This is a genomic window from Arthrobacter ipis (genome assembly GCF_014694315.1).
In the GTDB taxonomy this organism is placed as follows: Bacteria; Actinomycetota; Actinomycetes; order Actinomycetales; family Micrococcaceae; genus Arthrobacter; species Arthrobacter ipis.
This window is the reverse complement of record NZ_JAAOXD010000001.1, coordinates 559,800-578,752: the sequence shown is the minus strand read 5'-3', so window position 1 is coordinate 578,752 and position 18,953 is coordinate 559,800. Positions and strand designations below refer to the sequence as shown.

Sequence of the window (18,953 nt, the reverse complement as noted above, 5' to 3'; positions counted from 1 at the left end):
CCTTCCAAAATTACCACACGGGCGCCTGCCCCCGGCCGCGGCAGAGGGCGTCGTCCGTCACACGGTGCGGCTTCTTGTAGCCCTGTGCTTTGTTGCCCACAGCGGGGCACATAGGCTCTGTCTATGTCGATGAACCCGCAGCAGAGGCAGTTCCCCGGACCTGAGTTCAACGGGCAGCCCGCGAATCCCAGCTGGATGGGCCACGTCCAGCTGCAGAACTACCGGCCGGCGCCGGGGCACCGCGGCGCCGCCGTGTACCAGGTCATCCCGGAGGCCGCGTCCACCGTGGCCGCCCGCCCGGGGGCAGGGACCCTGGGACTCGTGGTGGGCGGCGGGATCCTCGCCTTCGTCAGCCTTTTCCTCGTGGTGCCGTTCCTCCTGTCCAGCACCGGCGTCACCGGCTTCGCCATCGGTTTTGTCGCGTCCCTCATCCCGCTGGCGGCTGTGCTGTTCGCCGTCGCCGTCATTGACCGCTGGGAACCCGAGCCAAAGCGCCTGCTGCTGTTTGCCTTCACCTGGGGCGCGGCCGTGTCCATTGCCGTGACACTGCTCATTCAGCCGGTCTTCGCCCTCGCGGCCCCGGCCACCGATGAGGCGTCCTTCCGCGATTTCATGACCACCGTGCAGGCGCCGGTGGTGGAGGAATTCGCGAAATCGCTTGGCCTGCTGCTGCTTCTGCTCTTCGCCCGCCGGAACTTTGACGGCCCCGTGGACGGGGTGGTGTTTGCCTTCACCATCGCGGGCGGCTTTGCCTTCACCGAGAACATCCTGTACTTCGGCCGGGCGATCGCCGAGTCCAGCACGCCCGGCAGCGACCTTGTCCAGATCTTCTTCCTGCGCGGGGTGATGTCGCCGTTCGCGCACGCCATCTTCACCGGGACCACCGGCCTGATCATGGGCCTGGCCGCGCGGCGCTGGCATTCCGGCGTCTCCCTGCTCGCCTTCTTCGTGGGCCTGGTTCCCGCCATGATCCTGCACAACAGGTGGAACAGCATGGGACAGGATTTCCTCGCCCAGTACGTGCTGGTGCAGGTCCCGATCTTCCTGCTCGCTGTGGCCTGCATCGTGGTGCTGCGGGTCGCGGAAACACGCCTCACCCGGCAGCGCCTCCAGGAGTACGCCGCCGCGGGATGGTTCGCGCCGGCCGAGGTGGAGCTGCTGTCCACTCCCGGAGGCCGCCGGCAGGCTGTGCGCTGGGCGGGGTCCTACAACCGGGCCGATCAGATGAAGGAGTTCGTCAAGGCCGCGACGCGCCTGGCCTTCACCCGGCAGCGGATCCTCAGCGGCAGGGATGTGCCGTCCCACCAGCAGGACGAGGTGCAGCAGCTGCGCCGCCTGACCGAACTCAGGGCCGCAGTGCAGCAGTAAAGAACAGTGCAGCAGTAAAGACCGTCTAGCAGTAAAGAACAGTGGAGCAGTATAGAACCGTCCAGCAGTAAGGTCCGGTCCAACAGCACTGGCGACGCAGAAAGCCCCTGCCGGGAACCCGGCAGGGGCTTTCTGCGCAGTACATACTCGGCTCAGGCGAGCAGGGACGGCTTCAGCTGCTGAAGGCGTCCCAGGAGGCCGTTGATGAACGACGGCGACTCGTCGGTGGAGAGCGTCTTGGCCAGAGCGACAGCTTCGCTGACGGCGACGCCGTCGGGAACGTCGTCGTTGTAGAGCAGCTCCCAGGTGCCGATCCGCAGGATGATGCGGTCTACGGACGGCATCCGCTCAAGGGTCCAGCCCTGCGAGTAGGTCTCCAGGAATTCGTCGATGGTGGCCTGCATCGACACCACACCTTCAACGATCTCAAGGGTATACGGATTGACGATCTGGTCGGTCCTCTCGCGGCGCGCACGCAGCACGTCGAAGGCCGAGACAGAGCGCTGCTCGGCTTCGAAGAGGACCTCAAGAGCCCTGTTGCGGGCTTTACCGCGGGCGCTCACTACTCGCTGACCCGGCCCAGGTAGCTGCCGTCGCGGGTGTCGACCTTGACCTTGGTGTTGTTCTCGACGAACAGGGGTACCTGGATCTCGTAGCCCGTCTCCAGGGTGGCGGGCTTGGTGCCGGCGGAGGAGCGGTCGCCCTGCAGGCCCGGTTCGGTGTAGGTGATTTCAAGGACAACGCTCGGCGGCAGCTCGATGTACAGCGGGTTGCCTTCGTGGATGGCGATGTTGACCATCTGGTTTTCCAGCATGAAGTTGGTGGCGTCGCCCACCGTGGCGCCGGAAACGGTGATCTGGTCGTAGTCCGAGGTGTCCATGAAGACGAAGTCGGCGCCGTCCTGGTACAGGTACTGGTAGTCGCGGCGGTCCACGGTGGCGGTTTCAATCTTGAGGCCGGCGTTGAAGGTCTTGTCGACGACCTTGCCGGACATGACATTGCGCATCTTGGTGCGCACGAACGCGCCACCCTTGCCCGGCTTGACGTGCTGGAACTCGATGACGTTCCAGAGCTGGCCCTCAAGCTTCAGGACAGTTCCGTTCTTGATGTCGTTTGTGGTTGCCACTGGTTTCCTCTGGTTGTGTCTGACTGGTTCTGGCTGCCGGCCGTATATCAAGCAGGCATGCCGAACGGCGCGCCAGCGTGTAGTTATCAAAAATCCAGAAACTATTCTAGCGGAAAAGGCAGGCACGGTTTTCGGGGCCGTCTGGCGGCGCGGCCGGAGGACCGCTCCGGCGCAGCCGGAGGACCCGTCAGGAGGCCAGTTCGAGGACGTTCCGCGCCCGCTGCAGCGCCACCGTTGAGGAATAGATGAGGGCAGCATCGGCGGACTGGGCAACGCGCAGGTCCAGCGCCCGGGCGAAGGATTCCACCGCGGCCCCGATGTTCCCTGCAACGAAGTGCGTCCGTCCGAGGTACTGCTGGGCAAGGGCCTCGTTGGCCGTGCCGTGCGCCTCTCCGAGGAGCTGCCGGAAGAGTTCAATGGCGCGGTCGTAGCGGTGGGCCACGCGCAGGACATCCGCTTCGTAGGCCCGGAGCCTGAACGACTCGGGGTCCTTGTAGCGGGCCTCTGCCAGCAGCTCGGCGGCGTCGGCCGCGTGCCCCTCCACGAGCAGCACCAGGACCCGTTCGGCGGGGTCGGTGGACGCCTCGAGCGCGGCGGCGCATGCCTCTTCGTTGACGATTTCAGGAAGCAGCGTTTCCGGGTTGACCCGGATCCCCGGGAACCCGCCGTCGGGCCACTCGATTGTTCCGCCCTGGTCGTCGCGCATCAGGAGGCAATCTCCTGGTAGGCGGCAAAGAGCAGGGAGGTGTCGGGCACGTCCAGGATTCCCGGCTTGGCGATCCCGTCGAGGACCACGAAACGGAGCAGGTCGCCGCGGGACTTCTTGTCGCGGCGCATGCCGTCAAGAAGTCCCTGCCAGCGGTCCCGCCGGTACGTGACGGGCAGCCCGAGGGATTCGAGGATGCTGCGGTGCCGGTCGGCGTCAGCGTCGCTCAGCCGGCCCACGCTGCGGGACAGCTCGGCCGCGAACATCATGCCCACCGAGACGGCAGCGCCGTGCCGCCACGAGTAGCGTTCCACGAGTTCGATGGCGTGGCCCAGGGTGTGGCCGTAGTTCAGGATTTCGCGGAGTCCGGACTCCTTGAGGTCTTCCGAGACGACGCGGGCCTTGACGGCGATGGCGCGTTCGATGAGTTCACGCAGGGCGTCGGAGCCGGGATCCGTGACGGCCTCCGGATCCTTCTCCACGAGGTCAAGGATGGTGGGATCGGCGATGAAGCCGCACTTGATGACCTCGGCCATGCCCGAGATGATCTCGTTCCGGGGCAGGGTCTTCAGGGTGTCCAGGTCGGTGAGGACGGCAGCGGGCGGGTGGAAGGAACCCACGAGGTTCTTGCCTTCGGCCGTGTTAATCCCGGTCTTGCCGCCCACGGCCGCATCGACCATGCCGAGGAGGCTGGTGGGCATGTGAATGACCTTGACGCCGCGCAGCCAAGTGGCGGCCACGAAACCGGCGAGGTCGGTGACGGCGCCGCCGCCGACGGAGACCACAGCATCGGAGCGGGTGAAATCGTTCTGTCCCAGCACCTGCCAGCAGAAGGCAGCCACCTGGATGTGCTTGCCTTCCTCGGCATCCGGGATTTCCGCCGTGACGGCGGTGAAGCCGGCAGCGGCCAGTTCATCGCGGACCGTGTCGCCGGTGAGCCGGAGGGCCCGCGGATGGATGACGAGGACGCGTCGGACGCGCTCCCCCAGCAGTCCCGGCAGCGTGCCGAGCAGGCCGCGGCCAACTACGACGTCGTAGTTGTCCCCGGCCGACTGGCCGGTGACCTTGATGACGGTTGATTCGCTCACTTTTCAACTTCCTGTTTCGCGGCGGCACTTCCGTTGGCTGCCGTCGTCGCGGTTTTGTTGATCTCGCGGGTGGTGGATGCGGGCGACTTGCCGGCGGCGAAGTCGCACAGCGCCGCCTCCAGCTTCAGGCCCAGTTGCGGCACAGTTCCCTGCCGGACATCCAGCACGATGTCCGCGAGGCGTTCATAGACCGGCTTCCGGGTGGCGAACAGCGCCTTCCAGCGCCTGATGCCGTCACCGGCCAGCAGCGGCCGCCCGGAATTCTTGGCGATCCGTGCGGCGACGGTATCGGCATCGCACTCCAGGTAAACCACCGTGCACCGATCCAGCAGCTGCTGGGTGCCGGAGTCCAGGACCGAGCCGCCGCCGAGGGAAACCACGGTGGGGGTGCCGGCAGCGGCTTCGATGATGCGGGCAACGGTCCGGGCCTCGATCTCCCGGAAGGCACGCTCGCCGCGGCTGGCAAAGATATCCGCAATCGAACCGTGGCCCTCCACAATGACCGCGTCGGTGTCCACGAACGGGGCGTCCAGCTGTTGCGCCAGCTGCTGCCCGATCGCCGATTTGCCGACCGCCATGGGCCCAATGAGCACAATGGGCCGGTCCCCTGCGGGGCAGGGTGTCTTGCTCCGGGGCACTAGAGTCCGATCGTATCCAGCGACGCCGGAATGCTCTCGAGGTAGCCCCTGATGTTGCGGGCGGTCTCGGCCACGGAGTCGCCGCCGAACTTTTCGGTCACGGCCTCAGCCAGGACCAGCGCAACCATGGCCTCCGCCACCACACCGGCAGCCGGAACCGCACAGACGTCCGAGCGCTGGTGGTGTGCCTTGGCCGCCTCACCGGTGCTGATGTCGATGGTCTTCAGGGCGCGCGGCACGGTAGCGATGGGCTTCATGGCGGCCCGGACGCGCAGGACGTCGCCGATGCTCATGCCGCCTTCGATGCCGCCGGCGCGGTTGCTGGTGCGGATGATCCTGCCGTCGGCTTCCTTGACGATCTCGTCGTGGGCTGCGGACCCGCGGCGTGCGGCGGTGAGGAAACCGTCGCCCACCTCAACGCCCTTGATGGCCTGGATGCCCATCAGGGCAGCGGCCAGGCGGGAATCGAGGCGGCGGTCCCAGTGGACGTAGCTGCCGAGTCCAGGGGGCAGTCCGTAGGCGAGAACCTCCACCACGCCGCCGAGGGTTTCGCCTTCCTTGTGGGCGGCGTCCACCTCCGCAACCATGGCGTCGGACGTTTCCCGGTCGAAGCAGCGCAGCGGATCGGCGTCAAGCGCGATCACGTTGTCCGGCAAAGGCAGCGGCCTGCCCTCGGGAACGGCGACACTCGCGATGGAGACAGTGTGGCTGACAAGCTCAATGCCAAGGTGCTTCAGGAACTGCGCGGCAACAGTGCCCATGGCAACACGCGTGGCGGTTTCCCGGGCGCTGGCGCGCTCAAGCACGGGACGGGCCTCGTCGAAGCCGTACTTCTGCATGCCGGTAAAGTCGGCGTGCCCCGGGCGCGGCCGGGTCAGCGGGGCGTTGCGGGCCTGTCCCTCGAGTTCCTCGGGGGCCACCGGATCGGCTGACATGATCTGTTCCCACTTGGGCCATTCGGTGTTGCCCACCTGGATGGCGACGGGGCCGCCCTGGGTAATGCCGTGGCGGACACCGCCGAGGATCGTGACGACGTCCTGCTCAAACTTCATCCGTGCCCCGCGGCCGTAGCCGAGCCGCCGGCGGGCGAGGGCATCGGCGATCTGCCCGCTGGTGAGTTCCACACCTGCGGGGACGCCTTCAATTATTCCGACCAGTGCCGGGCCATGGGACTCACCGGCGGTCAACCAACGCAACATAAAAACCATCCTGCCATGTCTGGCGGTCAGGACACCCGCCGGGGTGCCCCGACTGCGTCGCACATCACATCTATGACGTCGGCACTGCCGGCCTCTGCAAGGCCGGTGAAATGCCGGACCTGCTCCACCGCCTGGTAGAGCAGCATCTCAAGGCCTGGAACCACTGCTCCGCCTCCGGCGTGCCACGCGGCGGCAATCCGGCTGGGCCAGGGATCATACGCGACGTCCAGCAGGACGCCGTCCGTGCGTCGCCCGAGTGCTTCCAGCTCTGTTGCCATCCCGTCGGCCGCCCGCGGCGGCAGCGTGGAGATTACGACGCCGGCACCGGCCATCGCTTCGACCGCACCTTCGAGGGAATGGACGGTGATGTCCATGCCGAGCCCGCCGGCTGCGGCCTTGGCTTCTTCAGCCCGGGCGGTGTTCCGGACGTACAGGTCCACGGACACCGCGCCAAGCTCCTGTAGGGCAGCCACTGCCGCGGCGGCGGTTCCGCCGCCGCCCAGGATGACGCCCGAGGGGGCGTCGCTGGCCCCGGCGTTGCGGAGGGCGTTGACGATCCCCGCCACGTCGGTGTTGTAGCCGATCCGCCGGGTGGCTTCCCCGGCACCTTCGAACACCACTGTGTTGATGACGCCCAGGACACGGGCCACACCGCGGACCTCGTCCACCTCCGAGACCATGGCCTTCTTCAGCGGCATGGTGACGGACAGTCCCCGCCAGCCGGCCTCGGCACGGACGGAGTCCATGAACGCCGGCAGTGACTCTTCAGTCACATCGATGGCGCTGTAGCCGATGTCCGCACCGAGCCGCGCGTAGGCGGCGAGGTGGAGCGCCGGTGACTTCGAATGGCCTATGGGGTGCCCCAGGACGGCTGCCCGCAGGCTCATACGCAGCGGCCCGGGTTGGCCTCGCACCAGGCGTTGTACTGCTCGACGTAGCCGTTGTGCTCGGCCAGCGTCTTGGAGAACTTCGTCTCCTTGGTGTCGAGGTTGATGGTCACCCAGTACAGGTAGTCGTTGTCGTTCGGCTTGGCCGCCGCGTCGATGGCATTCTTGCCCGGCGATCCGATGGGTCCCACGGGCAGGCCCTGGATTGCGTACGTGTTGTACGGGTTGGACTTGTCGGCCTTCTCGGCCTCGTCGATGTGGAAGGTCTTCTTGCCGAGGCCGTACGTGACTGTGGCATCCGACTGGATCAGGCCATTGGTCTCGGTGTTGGTGGGCTTCAGCCGGTTGTAGATGGCTCCCGCCACGTCCTTGTACTCGGCCTGGCCGCCCTCTGCCTGCACGATGCTGGCAACGGTCACGGCGTCGTACTGCTTGGCGGCGTCCGTAACGCCCTGTGCCTTCAGTTCATCCTGGGTGGTCTTCACCAGTTTGGTGAGGATCTCCCTGGCGGTGGTTCCCAGCGGGAAACGGTACTCGCCGGGCGCCAGGAACCCTTCCAGGTTCTTGGCCTTGGCCGTCAGTCCGAACTGCTTGGGCGCGTCGCTGAGTGCCTTCAGCTGCGCCAGCGAAAGACCGGAGCCCTCGGAGATCGCCTGCAGGGATTCATCGATCCGCAGGCCTGCGCTGAGGGCGAAGTACATGACCTTCGCCTGTCCCTCATTGAGAAGTACGGAGACGGCGTCGGAGTTCTTCATTTCCTGTTTAAAGTCGTACTCCCCGGGTGACAGGGTGCCGCCGGAGGCGGTCAGGGCTACCATGAAGGTTTCGGCGTTGGCCACCACCTTCGCGTCTTCCAGCTTGGCAGCAACGGACACCGGACCTTCGCCCGGGTCGACCGACACCTTGACCTGGCCGGCGCCGGGGCCGGGGAAGTCGGCAGGCTTGTCGTTCCCGAGCAGCGGTTTCAGGAACTGCGCCCCGACGACGGTGGCGGTGACGAACAGCGCGAGCGTCAGCAGCAACGCCACGAGGCGCCGCCGGCGCCGGACTTTCTTGGAGGGCCGAGGCACCGGGGCTACATCTTCGGCGCCGGCCAGGAGCTGGTGCCCCACGGCCTGTTGCTCGTAGTGCTCATGCTCCTCGTAGGTGTCGTGGCCTACTGCCTCATGATGGATGTCATAGTGGTGGCCATCCTCATGGTGGCCGGCGGCGAACTCGGCAAAGTGCGGAGCGTCTTCCGACTGGACGCCATGAACCCCGGATGCCGCTTCCTCGTGTGTGGCAGTATCCGTGTGCACGGCTGCGTCCCCATGATCGGCTGCGTCCCCATGTTCGGCGGGGTCGTGGATGGTCGGCGGAACCGGCGGAGCGTCGGGAACCTCAGCGGCGGGAACGGCCTGGGCGGCGGGAACCTGTGCGTCAGGAATGTGGGCCTCCGGGACGGGGGATGCGGCGGGAACGGCTACCGGGGCTGTAGCTATTGCCGCAGTCCGGGCACCATCTGAACCGGAAGGAGCGTCCGAAGCCGAAGCCCCGGTCCGCTGTGCGGCGCCCACTCCAACGTGCACCTCTTCACCGGATTCGTAGGCCTGCTCGGGCACGTCATCGCCGGACTCGGCGGTAACGGACTTCTCGCGGGCGCGGATCTCCTTGCGTGTCAGGGGCCGTCCGGCGTCCGCGAAGGGGTCGCCGGAGGAGTCGTCGCTATTGACCGGGCTCAATGTAGCTTTCCATCCTCTGAAGATCGTGTTTCCTTTTCCGGGTCAGGCCGTTCAGCAGTAGCGGCGGCGGCGTGTCCGGGCAGCCCCGTACGGGGAGGAGCGCTCACACGGCTCCCCACATCCGTTCCCCTGGCTTTTTGCATGTCGATGGCGTGCTGCAAGATTCCCGCAGCCGCAACCTGATCCACCACTTTACGGTGATTTTTGCTGCTCATGCCAGCTTCGTGAAGGTTGCGGTGGGCCGTGACGGTACTGAGCCGCTCGTCAACCAGGTGGACCGGGACGTCCGAACCGGCCCGCTCCAGCTCGTCAGCCAGCAACTGTGCGTACTCCGTGGCCATGCGGGCTGAGGCGTGCTCCTCGCCTTTCATGGTCCGCGGCAGGCCCACAAATATCTGCACGGCTCCCCGGTCCGCTGCCAGGGCGGCAATGATCCGGACGTCCGAATTCTTCTTGGGATTGCGGTCCAGAGTCTTCAGCGGTGTGGCCAGGATCTCGTCCCGGTCGCAGATGGCGACGCCAACGCGGACGGTCCCCACGTCCACCCCCAGTTTGATGCCCCGGGGGTGGACGTGCGGCTGAGCAGAAGAAGTCACGGTTTGTTAGCGCCTGGTGATGGCATCGACGACGGCGGACAGTGCGGCGCCGATTTTGGAGGAGTCGGTGCCGCCGCCCTGGGCCACGTCGTCCTTGCCGCCGCCGCCGCCGCCGAGGATTCCGGCGGCGAGCCGGACCAGCGCGCCGGCCTTGACTCCGGCTTCACGGGCGGCTTCGTTGGTGGCCACCAGGATGACCGGGCGGTCGTTGCTGACGCCGGCCACGGCAACCGTGGCGGCTTCGGAGCCGAGCCGGTTGCGCAGGTCCAACGCGAGACCACGGATGTCGTCGGCACCGCTGACCTGGCCGGCGTCGTGCGCAATGACCCGGACGCCGGCGGCGTCCACGGCGGTTCCGGCGAGCTGGGCCGCAGCGGCCGCGAGCTGTTCCTTGCGGAGCCGCTCGAGTTCCTTTTCCGTGGCCTTCAGCTTGGTAAGGGTCGCGGAGATGCGGTCCGCCAGCTGCCCGGAGGGCACCTTGAGCATCTCGGTGAGTTCGGTCACGAGGGCGCGTTCGGCGGCCAGGTGCCGGAAGGCGTCCATGCCGACGAACGCCTCGACGCGGCGGTTTCCGGATCCGACGGACTGCTCGCCGAGCAGGGACAGGCTGCCGATCAGGGAGGTGTTGGACACGTGGGTGCCGCCGCAGAGCTCACGGGACCACGCGCCGTCGATCTCCACAACCCGGACCTCGCTGCCGTAGTTTTCGCCGAACAGCGCCATGGCGCCGAGGGCCTTGGCCTCGGCGAGGCCCATGACCTTGGTGTCCACCTGGAAGTTGTTGCGGATTGCGAGGTTGGAGACTTCCTCGACCTCGGACTTGGTGGCGGCGCTCAGCCCTTCACCCCAGGCGAAGTCGAACCGGAGGTACCCGGCCTTGTTGAACGAACCGCGCTGGGTGGCCTGCGGGCCGAGGATCTGGTGCAGCGCCGCGTGCACGATGTGCGTGCCGGTGTGCGCCTGCTCTGCAGCGTGCCGCCGTTCGCGGTCCACCGCGGCGCGGACCAGTGCGTCCGAGGCGATCTCGCCTTCGCGGACGATGGCCTTGTGCACGCTCAGGCCCTTGATCGGACGCTGGACGTCCAGAACCTCGACCACGAAGCCGTCACCGGTGATCAGGCCGGTGTCGGCTGCCTGGCCGCCGGCCTCGGCGTAGAACGGGGTCTCGGCGAGCACCAGTTCGATCTCGTCGCCGGTGGCCGCCTGGGAGACCTTGCTGCCGCGGCTGAGGATGCCGCGCACCCGGGACTCGCCCTCGAGGTCGGTGTAGCCGGTGAAGACGGTTTCGCCTTCTGCCAGCAACTCCTGGAAGGCGGAGAGGTCGGCGTGGCCGCCCTTCTTGCCCTTGGCGTCGGCCTGGGCGCGCTGGCGCTGCTCGAGCATGAGCTTGCGGAACTCGGGCTCGTCCACCTTCAGGCCGGCTTCCTCGGCCATTTCGAGCGTCAGGTCGATGGGGAAGCCGTAGGTGTCATGCAGCGCGAACGCGTCGGCGCCGGAGAGGGGACGCCCGGCAGCCTTGGATTCGTTGACGGCATCCTCAAGGCGGGCGGTGCCGGAGGCGATGGTGCGCAGGAACGCCTTCTCTTCGGCGTAGGCGATCCGGCTGATGCGGTCGAAGTCCGTGTCCACGATGGGGTACACGCCCTTCATGGCGTCGCGCGAGGCGGGCAGCAGGTCCGGCAGGCAGGCCTGTTCCACGCCGAGCAGGCGCATGGAGCGGACCGCGCGGCGGATGAGGCGTCGCAGCACGTAGCCGCGGCCTTCGTTCGAGGGCGTGACGCCGTCGGCGATGAGCATCAGGGAGGACCGGATGTGGTCGGCGACAACGCGCATGCGGACGTCATCGGTGTGGTGGGGATCGTCCTCGGTCTCGGCGGAGGTGTATTCCCTGCCCGAGAGCTTGGCGGCCATGTCAATGACCGGGCGCACCTGATCGGTCTCGTACATGTTCTCGACGTCCTGCAGGATCATCGCGAGGCGTTCCATGCCCAGGCCGGTGTCGATGTTCTTCTTGGGCAGTTCGCCCATGATGTCGAACTCGACCTTCGAGCGGACGTTGTCGATCTGGTACTGCATGAACACGAGGTTCCAGATCTCCACGTACCGGTTCTCGTCGGCGATGGGTCCGCCCTCGGCGCCGTAGGCCGGGCCACGGTCGTAGTAGATCTCCGAGCAGGGGCCGGCCGGGCCGGGCTGGCCGGTGGACCAGTAGTTGTCCGACTTGCCCATGCGCTGGATGCGCTCGGCGGGGACTCCGGTGTTCTTGAGCCAGAGTTGCTCGGCTTCGTCGTCCTCTTCGTAGACGGTCACCCACAGCAGCTCAGGCGGGAGTCCGTACCCGCCGTCGGCGACGCTCGTGGTGAGCAGCTCCCAGGCGAACTTGATGGCGTCTTCCTTGAAGTAGTCCCCGAAGGAGAAGTTGCCGCACATCTGGAAGAAGGTGCCGTGGCGGGCAGTCTTACCCACTTCCTCAATGTCACCGGTGCGGATGCACTTCTGGACGCTGGTGGCCCGGGAGTAGGGCGGTTCCTCGCGCGCGGTCAGGTACGGGATGAACGGAACCATGCCGGCAACCGTGAACAGCAGGGAGGGGTCGCTGGAGACCAGCGATGCGGAGGGAACCGCCGTGTGGCCTTTGCTGACGAAAAAATCGACCCAGCGCTTTGTGATCTCCTGCGACTTCATGAGCTGATTACTTACCCTTCTTGGTTCACGCATGCCGGCGCGTGACAGTTTGATTCAAAGGCAGTCCCGGCAATGGACGGCACTGCAGGTTTTAATTCTCGCGCGTTTAGCGGCGGACGAGGTCCTGGGATTCAACACCCAGCGCGGAGCGAAGGTCCGTTTCCCGTTCGCGCATGCCGGCGCGGACGGCGTCGGCGAAGTCGTAGACGCCGTCGGCGAGCCGGCCCACGGCCCGGTTCAGGCCTTCGGGGCCGAGCGCGGACTGTGCCTCCGTGACCTTGCGGAACGCGATGACCCCGATGGCCACGCCGATTCCCATCCAGACAAGTCGTTTCATTTCAGTTCTCCGGTGGGCTTAGCGGCTGCGGCGGCCGGTGGCGGGCTTCTTGCGGGCGGCGAACGCGGAACGGACGCCGTAGCTGAACGCGGCCACCTTGATCAGCGGCGAACCGACGGTCGCGGCCATGAGGGAGGACAACGCGGAGATGTTGGCCGAGGCATCCGAAACGTTGGAGGCAATGCCATCCACCTTCTTCAGCTGCTGGTTGGTGGTGGAGACCGTCGCGGTGACCTCGTCCATGAGCGGGGTGGCGCCGTCGCTGATGGAGCGGATGGATGTCCGGACCTCGTCGAACACCCGCCCCAGCTTGAGGATGGGCACAGCAAGCAACAGGACCAGGAGCGCAAATACCCCGGCCGCGATCAGGCCGGCAATATCGCCACCAGACATAGACGTTCATCTCCTTGAAACTCCGTGGAACCGTACCGGGGCGCGGCGGCCAAACTGCTGCAGCCGCAAATGTCCCCCGAGTACCTTACATACAAAGAAGCCCGCGGCGCTTGCCACGGGCTTCTTTGGATACGCTGCCGGAATTTAGCGTGCGTAGAATTCGACGACGAGCTGCTCTTCGCAGGTCACGGGGACCTCGGAGCGCTTCGGGCGGCGAACCAGGCGGGCCTGCAGGGCGTCCAGCTTGACGTCCAGGTAGGCCGGAACGGCGGGCAGGACGTCGCGGTGTGCGCCGGCTGCTGCAACCTGGAGCGGGACCATGGTCTCGCTGCGGCTGTGCACGTGGACGAGCTGGCCTTCGCCGACGCGGAACGACGGGCGGTCAACGCGGATGCCGTCAACCAGGATGTGGCGGTGCACAACCAGCTGGCGGGCCTGGGCGATGGTGCGGGCGAAGCCTGCACGCAGCACGAGGGCGTCGAGACGCATTTCGAGCAGTTCGATCAGGTTTTCACCGGTCAGGCCCTTGGTGCGGCGTGCTTCTTCGAAGGCACGGGTCATCTGGGCTTCGCGGATGCCGTACTGTGCGCGCAGACGCTGCTTTTCGCGCAGACGTACGGCGTAGTCGGAGTCCTGCTTCTTGCGGGCACGGCCATGCTCACCGGGGCCGTACGGGCGGCGCTCCATGTACTTGGCGGCCTTGGGGGTCAGAGCGATGCCGAGTGCACGCGAAAGGCGTGCGGTACGGCGAGCACGAGTGTTGTTAGCCACTTGTGTCCTTCCAATATCTGCGGTGTGTCAGTGTTACTGGCCTCCAAGATGGAGAGCATCGGCCAACCGCTGCCTTTTGCTACTGGGCACAGGCATAACCTCATCAAATACGAAATTTGGTGGATTGTGCGTCCGCGCCTTGCCAGACAACGATCAAGCTTACCAGAACCTCACCGGCCCCGGATGATCTTCCGCAACCGCTCAAGCCGGACGGCGATGTCCCGCTCCGCGCCGTTGGCCGTGGGCTCGTAGTAGTCGCGGCCCACGAGGTCGTCCGGCGGATACTGCTGGGCGGCCACCGAATGCGGCGCATCGTGGGCGTACTTGTAGCCAACCCCGTGGCCGAGCTGCTTGGACCCGGGATAGTGCGCGTCGCGCAGGTGCGCCGGGATGCCGTTGCCCAGTCCAGCCCGCACGTCAGCGATGGCCTTGTTGATGCCCATGTAGGCCGCGTTGGATTTTGGCGCCGTGGCCAGGTGGACCACCGCCTCGGCCAGGACGATGCGCCCCTCGGGCATGCCGATGAGCTGTACGGCCTGCGCCGCGGCCACGGCGGTCTGCAGGGCGGTCGGATCCGCCATTCCCACGTCCTCCGCGGCAGAGATCACGATCCGCCGGGCCACAAAGCGCGGGTCCTCCCCCGCCTCCAGCATCCGCGCGAGGTAGTGCAGTGCCGCGTCCACGTCGGATCCGCGGATGGACTTGATGAACGCGCTGGCCACGTCGTAGTGCTGGTCCCCGGCGCGGTCGTAGCGGACGGCTGCGGCGTCCAGGGCACGCTCGGTGTGCCGCAGTTCCACGGTGACCGTTTGCGAAGTGTCACCTTCCCCCGCACCGGAACTTCCGACGTCGTCCGCGTCACCGAACGCAACCCCGGCGGCGGCTTCCAGCGCCGTCAGCGCCCGGCGGGCGTCGCCGCCGGAAAGCCGGACGAGGTGTTCGAGTGCCTCGTCGCTGAGCCGGACGTCGTTGTTCAACCCGCGGGGATCCTCGACGGCCCGCACCAGCAGGCCCTCGATGTCCGCGTCGGTGAGCGGCTTGAGCGTCAGGAGCAGGGAGCGGGACAGCAGGGGCGACACCACCGAAAACGACGGGTTCTCCGTGGTTGCCGCCACCAGCACCACCCAGCCCTTTTCGACGCCGGGTAGCAGCGCATCCTGCTGTGCCTTGTTGAAGCGGTGGATCTCGTCGAGGAACAGCACGGTGGTGGTCTTGTAGAGGTCACGGGCGGTCAGGGCGTCGTCCATGACGCGGCGGACATCCTTGACGCCGGCGGTGATGGCGGACAGTTCCACGAACTTGCGCCCCGGACCCCGCGCGATCACGTGGGCCAGCGTGGTCTTCCCGGTACCCGGCGGCCCCCACAGGATCAGCGAGCTGGGGCCGGCCGGACCGGCAGCATCAGCACCGGCCGCCAGCTGCCGCAGCGGGGAACCCTGGCCCAGCAGATGCTGCTGGCCCACCACCTCGTCCACCGTGCGGGGACGCATCCGGACCGCCAGCGGGCCGCGCGGCTGGGTGGACCGGGACTGCACGGAACGGGACTGGGCGGTCCCGGACTGGTCCGATTCGGCGGCGTCGTCGTTGTCGCCGTCGTCGCTGTCCTGTGCCGCCGAACCAAAGAGATCATCCACATAGATAGGCTACTTCTAGATTCAGCAGGAAAAATCCGGCCACGAAAGCAGGGAATCGGGAATGCCAGGCAGCCGTCCAACGCAGGGAGGTGCGGCGTCCACCAGGACCGCGTTCATCTCCGGCCCGCGGTTGGCCGGCTGGGTTGAACGATTCGCCGCCAGCCACGGTGACCTTGGATATGAGGACCACGACGACGGCGTACGGCTGGCTGCCGCGGACGGCGCCACCGCACTGCTGGTGGCGCCGTGGCCCGACGACGGCCGGCCGGGGCGGGGATCCGGCCTCGTGGAACGGCTGGGTTCCCTGGCGTCCCAGCCGCGCACGGTCGGCCTGCTGCTGGTCCGCCGCGGAGGATACGGAGTGGCGGTCGCCAGCGAGGGGGTCATCCTCGCCGCCAAGACCGGTTCCAAGTATGTGCAGTCCCGCAGTGCAGCCGGCGGCCAGTCGCAGCAGCGGTTCGCCCGGCGCCGCGCCAACCAGGCGGATGCCATGGTGGAGGCGGTGGCGGAGCAGGCGCGGCTGATCTTTGGCGGCCAGGGCTTCGAGTACATCCTCCCGGGCGGTGACCGCGGCCTGGCTGACGAAGTCCTGGCGCACCCTGCCCTAAAGCCCTGGGCAGACCTGCCGCGCCTGGCCTACCTCGATGTCCCCGATCCCCGCGCCGCCGTCCTGAAGAAGGCCGCGGCGGACGCCTGCGCCGTGCGGGTAACAGTGACCGACCCGCCCGGGAGGTAGCAGGTGCCCTGCAGCGGGGACCCTGCCCATTTCGACGGTTCCCTGCCCGCACGACGTTGCGCAGCGTCGTGTGCGCGGGGAACCGTCTAAACGGCGGGGCCGCGGCTACTCTTCGGGTGCCAGCGTCACGGTGACCCCGTTGAGGTCGCGGCTGAAGCCCACCTGGCAGGAGAGCCGCGAGCCGCACTCCCGGTACCCCTCGGCCTCCACGAGGAGCTCGAGTTCGTCCTCGCTGCGATCTTCCAGGGTGTCGAAGACCTCCTGCTCCAAAAACACGTGGCAGGTGGCGCAGGAGGCGGTGCCGCCGCACGATGCCAGCACGGGCAGGTCGTTGTCCCGCAGGGCCTCCATCATGCTCTGGTCCGGCTCCCATTCAAGGTCATGGGTGGCGCCTTCACGGTCGACGACTGTCAGTTTGTTGTTGCTCATGTCGGTTTCCTTAGGATCGGGCTGCTGCAAGGTCAGCGTCGGAGTGGTTGGGGGTGCCGGAAGTGGCTTCGGTGAGGGGGATGCCTGGGTCCGCGGCCAGGGCCGGGTCGATCCGGGCTCCCTGGGCGATCAGCCGCTTGGCCGTGCGGAAGTCAGCCAGGTTGGCGATGGTGTCGACGGCGGCGAGTCGGCCCTCACGGAGGTAGACCACTGAGAATTTGCCGCCGGAGGTTTCGCCGCGAACGATCGCCTGGTCCTCCGGATGGCGGACGCCCGCGGTCTGCAGCCGCACACCGTGCTGGACGGTCCAGAACCAGGGGATTTCCGGTTCAGCGGCCGCCTGGCCGGTGATGTGCGCGGCCACCCGGTCTGCCTGTGCCAGCGCGTTCTGGATGCACTCGAGCCGCTGGCTGGCGCCGTCGATGGGGCTCGTGAAGCGCGTGACGTCCCCGCTGGCATAGACGGCGGGATTGGACGTCCGGCCGTGCCCATCCACGAGGATGCCGTCCCGGCACTCCAGGCCGGCGTCCGCTGCCAGCTCCTCGTTGGGCAGGACGCCGATTCCGGCGAGTACGACGTCGGCAGGAAAGTTGGTGCCGCCGGCCACGGTCACGCGTTCGGCCCGTTCCCCGCCGTCGATCGATGTGACCGCGGCACCGAAGACGAACCGGACCCCGTGCCGCCCGTGGAGCTGCTCGAAGTGGCGGGAGACGGGGGCCGACGTTACCCGGCTCATCACACGGTCCTGGAATTCGAGCACTGTGACCTCACAGCCTTTCGCGGCCGCCGCCGCGGCCACCTCCAGTCCGATGTAGCCGGCGCCGATGATGGCCACGCGGGCTCCGGGCACCAGCAGCCTTTTGAGTTCCAGGGCATCGTCCCGGGTCCGCAGGGACCGCACTCCCGGAAGACCCGCCCCCGGCACGGTGAGGGGCCGCGCCCGTGAACCCGTGGCGATGACCAGGCGGTGGTAGGCCTGACGCGTCCCGTCGGACAGCAGCACTGTCCGGCCGTCCCTGTCGATTGACTCCGCGGTGACCCCGGCAAGCCTGGCGATGCCCTTGTCCGCATAGAACTTCTCCTTGCGGAGCACGGCTGACTCATCGGGGGCGCCCTCCTTCAGGAGTTCCTTGGAGAGCGGCGGCCGTTCATAGGGCAGTCCGTTCTCCGCGTCGATCAGCAAGACGCCGCCTTCCCAGCCCCGGGAGCGGAGCCCCGTGGCGACAGCGACGCCGGAGTGTCCCGCGCCGATGATGACCACCGGGTCCTGGATCGTTACTGCGGCGCCTGTCCCGCTACGCATTGGTTTTCTCCAGCATCACGTGCAGGTGCTCGGGCCCCGAGTTCGTCAGGTTGTTGCCGCGCACGTACTCGATGGGTTTGTCCGCATCCAGCGTGAGCGAGGCCAGCTTTTCGGCAAGCAGCTTCACGGTGACCAGGACCTCAAGCCTGGCAAGCGGCGCACCGAGGCAGCTGTGGACGCCGTGCCCGAAACCGAGGTGGCCGTCGGTGTTCCGGTCGATGTCGAAGCGCTCGCCGTCGGGGTACTTGCGACTGTCCCGGTTTGCTGCAGCGGGCAGCAGGCGGACGATTGCGCCGGCGGGAATGGTCACGCCGGCAACCTCAACCTCCTCGGTGGTGATCCGGCTGGCCCGCTGGACGGTGCCGCGGTAGCGGGCCAGTTCCTCGACGAAGAGGTTGGCGTCGTCCGGATTACGGCGGATCCGCTCCAGCAGGTCGGGGTGTTCGCTGAAGATCCGGAAGGCGTTGGCCAGCAGGATGGTGGTGGTGTCGTGGCCTGCGACGAACACAAAGGCGCAGAGTTCCTTGGCTTCCTTCTCGCTGAGCAGGCCATCCTTCCACATCCGGGCGATGTGCCCGCCAACCGAGTCGCTGTCCTGGCTGTACAGGCGCTCCATGGTGTCCTTCAGGTAGGCGAAGAACTCCAGGGTGCTCTGCTCGTCGGTGCCTGTGCCCTGGGCGTTGCGGGCCAGCCGGCCAAAGTAGCTGAAGGTCTCGTCGGACCAGAACTTCATCTTCTCGAAGTCCTCGGCCGGAACGTCGAGCAGGGCGCTGATGGTGGACATGCTCAGCGGGATGGCGTAGTCGTCCACGGCGTCCCCGCCGCCGGCGGCGAGCATCGGTGCCAGGTACTTTTCAGCGTTCTCCCGCACCCGGTCCTCGAAGCGGGCGATGGCCTTGGGCGTGAAGGCCTGCGCCACAACTTGGCGGAGCCTCGTGTGGTTAGGTGCGTCGAACAGCGTCAGGAAGGTCAGCGGGACCGGGTCCACAACCTGCGAGGAGAACACTTTCGGTGCCCGCATGGCCCGGCGGACGTCGTCGTACCGGGATATGAACCAGACGTCCGATACCGGTGAATGGGCACGGAGCACCGGCGCGTTCTCGCGCATCCACTGGTAGTGGCGGTAGGGATCGCCCTGGGTCCCGTCGTCCACCACCTTGAACGGCGCCAGGCCCTCCGGCCAGTCAAGTTCGTGCGAATACGGGGGCAGGGCAGTCCTGCCGCCTTCGCTGGCGTCCCTGCTTTCGACGGAGGCGACGTGCGTGGAGACCGGGGGTGTTGCTGTCATTGGGCAAGACATCATCGTCCTTCTTTCCGGTTGGCTGCGGCGTAATCC

The 18,953-nt window shown here is 67.1% G+C and carries 19 protein-coding genes; 2 read left to right on the top strand and 17 right to left on the bottom strand.

Annotated elements, in window-relative coordinates:
- Positions 1-123: 123 nt before the first annotated feature.
- Entirely contained in the window at positions 124-1,368 is a 1,245-nt protein-coding gene (locus G9E11_RS02785; protein WP_190602714.1) for a PrsW family intramembrane metalloprotease, read from the top strand.
- A 152-nt stretch (positions 1,369-1,520) separates the two neighbouring features.
- Here G9E11_RS02785 and nusB read toward each other — a convergent pair whose 3' ends face one another.
- The 14 genes from nusB to G9E11_RS02715 form a co-directional block, all read right to left on the bottom strand.
- Positions 1,521-1,931 carry a transcription antitermination factor NusB gene (gene nusB, locus G9E11_RS02780; RefSeq protein ID WP_003800750.1) on the bottom strand — a complete coding sequence of 137 codons (411 nt, stop codon included), beginning with the start codon at positions 1,929-1,931 and terminating at the stop codon, positions 1,521-1,523.
- Positions 1,931-2,494: an elongation factor P gene (gene efp, locus G9E11_RS02775; RefSeq protein ID WP_190602713.1), complete on the bottom strand. Its 564-nt coding sequence runs from the start codon at positions 2,492-2,494 to the stop codon at positions 1,931-1,933. The genes nusB and efp overlap by 1 nt, the downstream gene beginning before the upstream one ends.
- A 187-nt stretch (positions 2,495-2,681) precedes the next feature.
- Positions 2,682-3,200 (bottom strand): tetratricopeptide repeat protein, encoded by a 519-nt coding sequence (locus G9E11_RS02770; RefSeq protein ID WP_190602711.1) that lies wholly within the window; start codon positions 3,198-3,200, stop codon positions 2,682-2,684.
- Entirely contained in the window at positions 3,200-4,288 is a 1,089-nt protein-coding gene (gene aroB / locus G9E11_RS02765) for a 3-dehydroquinate synthase (protein ID WP_190602709.1), read from the bottom strand. The genes G9E11_RS02770 and aroB overlap by 1 nt, the downstream gene beginning before the upstream one ends.
- Entirely contained in the window at positions 4,285-4,926 is a 642-nt protein-coding gene (locus tag G9E11_RS02760; RefSeq protein WP_414635168.1) for a shikimate kinase, read from the bottom strand. The genes aroB and G9E11_RS02760 overlap by 4 nt, the downstream gene beginning before the upstream one ends.
- The gene (aroC, locus tag G9E11_RS02755) at positions 4,926-6,125 is read right to left on the bottom strand and encodes a chorismate synthase (protein WP_190602706.1); all 1,200 of its coding nucleotides are present in this window, start codon (positions 6,123-6,125) and stop codon (positions 4,926-4,928) included. The genes G9E11_RS02760 and aroC overlap by 1 nt, the downstream gene beginning before the upstream one ends.
- A gap of 26 nt (positions 6,126-6,151) precedes the next feature.
- Positions 6,152-7,012, bottom strand: a complete 861-nt coding sequence (locus G9E11_RS02750) for a shikimate dehydrogenase (RefSeq protein WP_190602705.1) — start codon at positions 7,010-7,012, stop codon at positions 6,152-6,154.
- Entirely contained in the window at positions 7,009-8,733 is a 1,725-nt protein-coding gene (mltG, locus tag G9E11_RS02745) for an endolytic transglycosylase MltG (RefSeq protein ID WP_190602703.1), read from the bottom strand. The genes G9E11_RS02750 and mltG overlap by 4 nt, the downstream gene beginning before the upstream one ends.
- The gene (ruvX, locus tag G9E11_RS02740; RefSeq protein ID WP_190602701.1) at positions 8,730-9,329 is read right to left on the bottom strand and encodes a Holliday junction resolvase RuvX; all 600 of its coding nucleotides are present in this window, start codon (positions 9,327-9,329) and stop codon (positions 8,730-8,732) included. Before ruvX ends, mltG begins: the two co-directional genes overlap by 4 nt.
- A gap of 6 nt (positions 9,330-9,335) precedes the next feature.
- Positions 9,336-12,014, bottom strand: a complete 2,679-nt coding sequence (gene alaS, locus G9E11_RS02735; protein ID WP_190602699.1) for an alanine--tRNA ligase — start codon at positions 12,012-12,014, stop codon at positions 9,336-9,338.
- 106 nt (positions 12,015-12,120) lie between these two features.
- Positions 12,121-12,351 (bottom strand): DUF6167 family protein, encoded by a 231-nt coding sequence (locus G9E11_RS02730; protein ID WP_190602697.1) that lies wholly within the window; start codon positions 12,349-12,351, stop codon positions 12,121-12,123.
- Between the two features lie 18 nt (positions 12,352-12,369).
- Positions 12,370-12,744, bottom strand: coding sequence for a DUF948 domain-containing protein (locus G9E11_RS02725; protein ID WP_190602695.1), 375 nt, complete (start codon positions 12,742-12,744; stop codon positions 12,370-12,372).
- A gap of 144 nt (positions 12,745-12,888) precedes the next feature.
- Positions 12,889-13,515, bottom strand: coding sequence for a 30S ribosomal protein S4 (rpsD, locus tag G9E11_RS02720; protein ID WP_190602692.1), 627 nt, complete (start codon positions 13,513-13,515; stop codon positions 12,889-12,891).
- A 170-nt stretch (positions 13,516-13,685) separates the two neighbouring features.
- Positions 13,686-15,149 carry a replication-associated recombination protein A gene (locus G9E11_RS02715; RefSeq protein ID WP_190602691.1) on the bottom strand — a complete coding sequence of 488 codons (1,464 nt, stop codon included), beginning with the start codon at positions 15,147-15,149 and terminating at the stop codon, positions 13,686-13,688.
- 61 nt (positions 15,150-15,210) lie between these two features.
- Here G9E11_RS02715 and G9E11_RS02710 point away from each other — a divergent pair, with 61 nt between their 5' ends.
- Positions 15,211-15,885, top strand: coding sequence for an acVLRF1 family peptidyl-tRNA hydrolase (locus tag G9E11_RS02710; RefSeq protein ID WP_190602688.1), 675 nt, complete (start codon positions 15,211-15,213; stop codon positions 15,883-15,885).
- Positions 15,886-15,990: 105 nt separating this feature from the next.
- Here G9E11_RS02710 and G9E11_RS02705 read toward each other — a convergent pair whose 3' ends face one another.
- From G9E11_RS02705 to G9E11_RS02695, 3 genes are read right to left on the bottom strand one after another with little or no spacing between them, the layout of a single operon-like run.
- A complete protein-coding gene (locus tag G9E11_RS02705) occupies positions 15,991-16,314 on the bottom strand; it encodes a 2Fe-2S iron-sulfur cluster-binding protein (RefSeq protein ID WP_190602686.1) in 324 nt (107 codons plus the stop codon).
- Positions 16,315-16,324: 10 nt separating this feature from the next.
- A complete protein-coding gene (locus G9E11_RS02700; RefSeq protein ID WP_190602684.1) occupies positions 16,325-17,617 on the bottom strand; it encodes an NAD(P)/FAD-dependent oxidoreductase in 1,293 nt (430 codons plus the stop codon).
- Entirely contained in the window at positions 17,610-18,905 is a 1,296-nt protein-coding gene (locus tag G9E11_RS02695) for a cytochrome P450 (RefSeq protein ID WP_203219237.1), read from the bottom strand. The genes G9E11_RS02700 and G9E11_RS02695 overlap by 8 nt, the downstream gene beginning before the upstream one ends.
- Positions 18,906-18,953 lie beyond the last annotated feature (48 nt).

Bases quoted from the DNA above. Each gene is read 5' to 3' on its own strand.
- G9E11_RS02770 (WP_190602711.1), bottom strand. From the start codon at position 3,200: ATGCGCGACGACCAGGGCGGAACAATCGAGTGGCCCGACGGCGGGTTC.
- alaS (WP_190602699.1), bottom strand. From the start codon at position 12,014: ATGAAGTCGCAGGAGATCACAAAGCGCTGGGTCGATTTTTTCGTCAGC.
- G9E11_RS02725 (WP_190602695.1), bottom strand. From the start codon at position 12,744: ATGTCTGGTGGCGATATTGCCGGCCTGATCGCGGCCGGGGTATTTGCG.
- G9E11_RS02785 (WP_190602714.1), top strand. From the start codon at position 124: ATGTCGATGAACCCGCAGCAGAGGCAGTTCCCCGGACCTGAGTTCAAC.
- G9E11_RS02730 (WP_190602697.1), bottom strand. From the start codon at position 12,351: ATGAAACGACTTGTCTGGATGGGAATCGGCGTGGCCATCGGGGTCATC.
- G9E11_RS02750 (WP_190602705.1), bottom strand. From the start codon at position 7,012: ATGAGCCTGCGGGCAGCCGTCCTGGGGCACCCCATAGGCCATTCGAAG.
- G9E11_RS02700 (WP_190602684.1), bottom strand. From the start codon at position 17,617: ATGCGTAGCGGGACAGGCGCCGCAGTAACGATCCAGGACCCGGTGGTC.
- G9E11_RS02710 (WP_190602688.1), top strand. From the start codon at position 15,211: ATGCCAGGCAGCCGTCCAACGCAGGGAGGTGCGGCGTCCACCAGGACC.
- aroC (WP_190602706.1), bottom strand. From the start codon at position 6,125: ATGTTGCGTTGGTTGACCGCCGGTGAGTCCCATGGCCCGGCACTGGTC.
- G9E11_RS02705 (WP_190602686.1), bottom strand. From the start codon at position 16,314: ATGAGCAACAACAAACTGACAGTCGTCGACCGTGAAGGCGCCACCCAT.
- G9E11_RS02695 (WP_203219237.1), bottom strand. From the start codon at position 18,905: ATGACAGCAACACCCCCGGTCTCCACGCACGTCGCCTCCGTCGAAAGC.